This window comes from Streptomyces pathocidini (assembly GCF_001418495.1).
Classification (GTDB): domain Bacteria; phylum Actinomycetota; class Actinomycetes; order Streptomycetales; family Streptomycetaceae; genus Streptomyces; species Streptomyces pathocidini.
The window spans coordinates 1-4,113 of the sequence record NZ_LIQY01000110.1 but is presented as its reverse complement, the minus strand read 5'-3'; the positions used below and the strand labels follow the sequence as shown (position 1 = coordinate 4,113).

Genomic DNA, 4,113 nt, shown 5'->3' with positions numbered 1-4,113 from the left:
AGTTGGATTCGCGGGGCGCGTTTCTGCTTCATGCCTTTAATACACCGCGGAAGCGAGCGAGGTTCCCTCCCGGCCGCCCCGAATCGGCCGGTCCCGTTCGACCGTCCCCGTTCAACCGCTCCCGCCGGCCCGTACGCGGACGCGTGTGCTGCTCAGCCCGCACTCGTACGCGTGCGGTGCACCGCGAAGCCGACGAGGGCCGTGCCGAGGACCAGAAAGGCCGTGCCGCCGTACAGATACGGGGTGGTGTCCACGCCGCCGGTGTCCGCCAGCGACAGCTCTTCGCTCCCGGCCCGCGCGCCCGACGATGCCCGTGCGGCCGATGGTGCCTGCGCGGCCGCCTGTGAGGCTCGCGCCGTCTTCCCGTCCTCGACCGTCGCGTTCGCCGACGGCACGAACCACAGCGCGAAGAGCGTCGCCCCCGCGGCGGTGGCGGTCAACAGCGGGCGGCGTGCGGACACGTACGGACCCCCTTGTGGTACTAGAGACTTGGCCGTCCGGGCTGATGTTAGTAACTGCTGCGGGTCGCGGGAAAGTCCGGGCTCCCGGGCCCCTTACGCTCCGCGCATGACCACTGCTGAGACAGCCCGTTTCGTACGGCTTCGAGTGGAACTCGTCCTGGAGGTAACCGACTCCGGCGAGCTCACCGGGGCCGCCCTCGACCACATCGACGCCGATGAGTCCATGCCCGACGACGAGCGCGGCCACGCCAAGGCCTCGGTACAGGAGGACGAGGCGGAGGCGCTCGCGTACCTGGTCGACCCGTTCGACCTGATCGGCGGGGTGCCCGGGACGGAGCTCACCCAGGCCTCCTGGACCAGCGAGGAGATCGACTACGACCCGTCCTCGGACGAGTGGTCCCTCGACCTCGACGACGACTACGACGAAGACGACGAGGAGGAGGGGGACGGCGACGGGGCCGCGGACGGGGAAGAGGAGGAGGGCCCGGAAGGGCGGGACCTTCGCGACCTCGACGGATCCGGCTTTATCCGTGAGGATGAGGAGCGCCCGCGCGGGAAAGGTGCCGCCGGGAGGCCTTGATACGCACCCAGAGGACATCCGGCCAAAGGCCCCGGGACGCGCTTTTGCGGCGACCTCGGGGCCTTTCCGCGCCGAACGTGGCGTTCCCCACAATTCGGGCCGTACGGGAACCGTGCCTCAGGAATACGTGTTCTTCACAGTGACCGGACACGTGTATCCGCGGCCCGGACTCGGGGTTTCCAGGGGTAATCAGTAGCAATGGAGAAGCGTGTGATGACGGACGGTAAGCGCCGCAGCCTGACGGTGGCGGCCGTACTGCTCGGCAGCGCCGTAACACTCACGGCGTGCAGCAGCGATGCGGGCGGGGCGAGCGGCGGCAGCGGCACGAAGGCGGAGGCCCAGGCCCAGGTGGACCGACAGGCCGCCGAAGAGGCGTCGGCCGCCCGAATAACGATCACGCCCAAGAACGGCGCCGACAACGCCGGCGTCAACAGCGACGTCAAGGTCCAGGTGCAGGACGGCAAGCTCACCAAGGTGACCATGACCGCCGTCGCCACCGGTGACGAGGTGCCCGGCACGATCTCCGCCGACGGTTCCCTGTGGGAGCCGGACGGTCAGCTGGAGCGCTCCACCACGTACAAGATCTCGGCCGAGGCGAAGGACGCGAAGGGCCTGGAGGCCAAGGAGCACTCCAAGCTCACCACCGTCTCCCCGGACAACAGCTTCATCGGGAACTTCACGCCCGAGGCCGACACGACCGTCGGCGTCGGCATGCCCGTGTCGATCAACTTCGACAAGGGCATCACCAACAAGGCGGACGTCCAGCGCGGCGTCCAGGTCGCCTCCAGCAGCGGGCAGAAGGTCGTGGGCCACTGGTTCAACGACAACCGCCTCGACTTCCGCCCTGAGGACTACTGGCAGGCCGGCTCCACGGTCACCCTCAAGCTCGACCTCGACGGCGTCGAGGGCGCCCCGGGCGTCCAGGGCATCCAGGAGAAGACCGTCACCTTCAAGGTCGGCCGCAGCCAGGTCAGCACGGTCGACGTCGAGACCAAGGAGATGACCGTCGTCCGCGACGGCCAGGAGGTCAAGAAGATCCCGATCTCCGCGGGCAGCAACGAGAACCCGACCTACAACGGCCAGATGGTGATCTCCGAGAAGTTCAAGGAGACCCGGATGAACGGCGACTCGGTCGGCTTCAAGGGCGAGTACGACATCAAGGACGTGCCGCACGCGATGCGGCTGTCCCGCTCCGGCACGTTCATCCACGGCAACTACTGGGGCAAGGGCATCTTCGGCGAGGCCAACACCAGCCACGGCTGCGTGGGCCTGGCCGACGTCAAGGGCGCCGACGACCCGGAGACCGACGGCTCCTGGTTCTACGACAACTCGCTCACCGGCGACGTCGTCATCGTCAAGAACTCCCCGGACAAGACCATCACCCCCGACAACGGGCTCAACGGCTGGAACATGCCGTGGAACGAGTGGGTCGCCGGGAGCGCGATCGCCTGACCCTCTCCCGTACCCCGACGACACCGCCGTGCGGCGGTCGGCTGCCAACGGCAACCGGCCGCCGCACGGCGCTTTCTACGGCTTCCCGCGCCGCCCAACTTTTACGGTTTCCGCGCCGCCCGACCCTTTCTCAGCGGCCTCTCATCTCCGCCTTAACCCTCCCTCACGGCGCGTTCCTACCGTCGCCGCATGTTCTTCATCTACCTCCGGCGCGAGTTGCGCCGCCGCAGAAAGGCGGCGCTGGTCGTCGCTTCGGGGCTCGCCCTCGGTATCGCGCTGGTCATCGTGGTCACCTCGGTCTCCTCCGGCATGAAACAGGCCCAGGGCAAGGTCCTCGAATCGCTCTACGGCCTCGGGACGGACATGACCGTCACCAAGGCGCAGGAGAAGCCCGAGGAGGGCGCGCAGCCCGCCAAGCCGCGGTTCAGGTTCGAGGCCAAGGGCGAGGAGGACGAGCAGAGCAGCGACCGGCTCATGGTCCAGGGCTTCGAGACGCTCGCCGACTCCACCGTCGACGACGTCGCCCAGCAGGACGGCGTCGCGGACGCGGTCGGCGGCCTGAGCCTGATCAACGTCAAGGTCAGCGGCGACTTCAAGCCCGGCGAGATCCACACGCAGCGCAAGGGGCTGCAGATGGGGCCGCCCGGAGAAGGTGAAGTACGCGGTGGTGGCGCCGACTTCGAGGTCGACTCCTTCACCATCTACGGCACCGACGTGACCCAGCCCGAGCTCGGCCCGCTCACCTCCTCCACCATCACCGACGGCCGTACCTTCAAGACCGGCGAGACCGATGCCCGAGTCGCCGTGGTCGACAGCGCGTACGCCAAGAAGGCGGACCTGAAGGTCGGTGACAGTGTCGAGATCAAGGACGAGAAGTTCGAGGTCGTGGGCATCGCGACCGCCGACAGCGGCCAGGCCTCGGCCAACGTCTACATCCCGCTGAAGCAGGCGCAGACCCTCTCCGACTCCAAGGACAAGATCACCACCGTCTATGTGAAGGCGGCCGACTCCCAGCAGATCGGCGCCGTCAAGTCGGCCATCCAGAAGAACGTTCCGGACACCACCGTCACCACCTCCGAGGACCTGGCCGCCACCGTCTCCGGCTCGCTGTCCACGGCCTCCGACCTGGCGAGCACGGTCGGCAAGTGGCTGTCCGTCGTGGTGCTCGTCGCGGCCTTCCTGGTGGCCGGGCTGCTGACCTCCTCGGCGGTGAGCCGGCGCGTGCGGGAGTTCGGCACGCTCAAGGCCCTGGGCTGGAAGAGCGGCCGGGTCACCCGCCAGGTCGTCGGCGAGGCACTGGTCAACGGCCTGATCGGCGGCGCCCTCGGTATCGCGCTCGGACTCGGCGGCGCCTACCTGGTGACCGCCGTGAGCCCGACGCTCACCGCGGAACTGGGCCCCGGCCTCGGCGGAGGCGGCGGTATGGGCGGCATGGTCAGGACCTTCGGCGGCCCGGGGGGCGGCAAGGGCCCCGAGGGAGCCGGCAAGACGCTCGACATCGCGCTGAACGCGCCGGTCTCCCCCACCACCATCGGCATCGCGGTGGCCCTCGCCATCGCGGGCGGCCTGATCGCGGGCGCCTTCGGCGGCTGGCGCGCCTCCCGGCTGCGCCCCGCGGAC

4 protein-coding genes are annotated in these 4,113 nt (G+C 69.0%); 3 read left to right on the top strand and 1 reads right to left on the bottom strand.

The features are described from left to right. Window positions 1-152: 152 nt before the first annotated feature. Entirely contained in the window at window positions 153-461 is a 309-nt protein-coding gene (locus tag AOK16_RS07015) for a hypothetical protein (RefSeq protein WP_055471362.1), read from the bottom strand. Window positions 462-567: 106 nt separating this feature from the next. Here AOK16_RS07015 and AOK16_RS07010 point away from each other — a divergent pair, with 106 nt between their 5' ends. From AOK16_RS07010 to AOK16_RS07000, 3 genes are all read left to right on the top strand, one after another. Continuing rightward, a complete protein-coding gene (locus AOK16_RS07010) occupies window positions 568-1,041 on the top strand; it encodes a hypothetical protein (protein WP_240483421.1) in 474 nt (157 codons plus the stop codon). Between the two features lie 198 nt (window positions 1,042-1,239). After that, entirely contained in the window at window positions 1,240-2,493 is a 1,254-nt protein-coding gene (locus tag AOK16_RS07005; protein ID WP_055471361.1) for a L,D-transpeptidase, read from the top strand. Window positions 2,494-2,682: 189 nt separating this feature from the next. Further along, window positions 2,683-4,113 (top strand): ABC transporter permease (locus AOK16_RS07000; protein ID WP_055471360.1); only part of this gene is annotated, 1,431 nt, incomplete at its 3' end.

What these genes read in the sequence shown, in the direction of transcription:
- AOK16_RS07005 (WP_055471361.1), top strand. Translation starts at nt 1,240, where the DNA reads ATGGAGAAGCGTGTGATGACGGACGGTAAGCGCCGCAGCCTGACGGTG.
- AOK16_RS07010 (WP_240483421.1), top strand. Translation starts at nt 568, where the DNA reads ATGACCACTGCTGAGACAGCCCGTTTCGTACGGCTTCGAGTGGAACTC.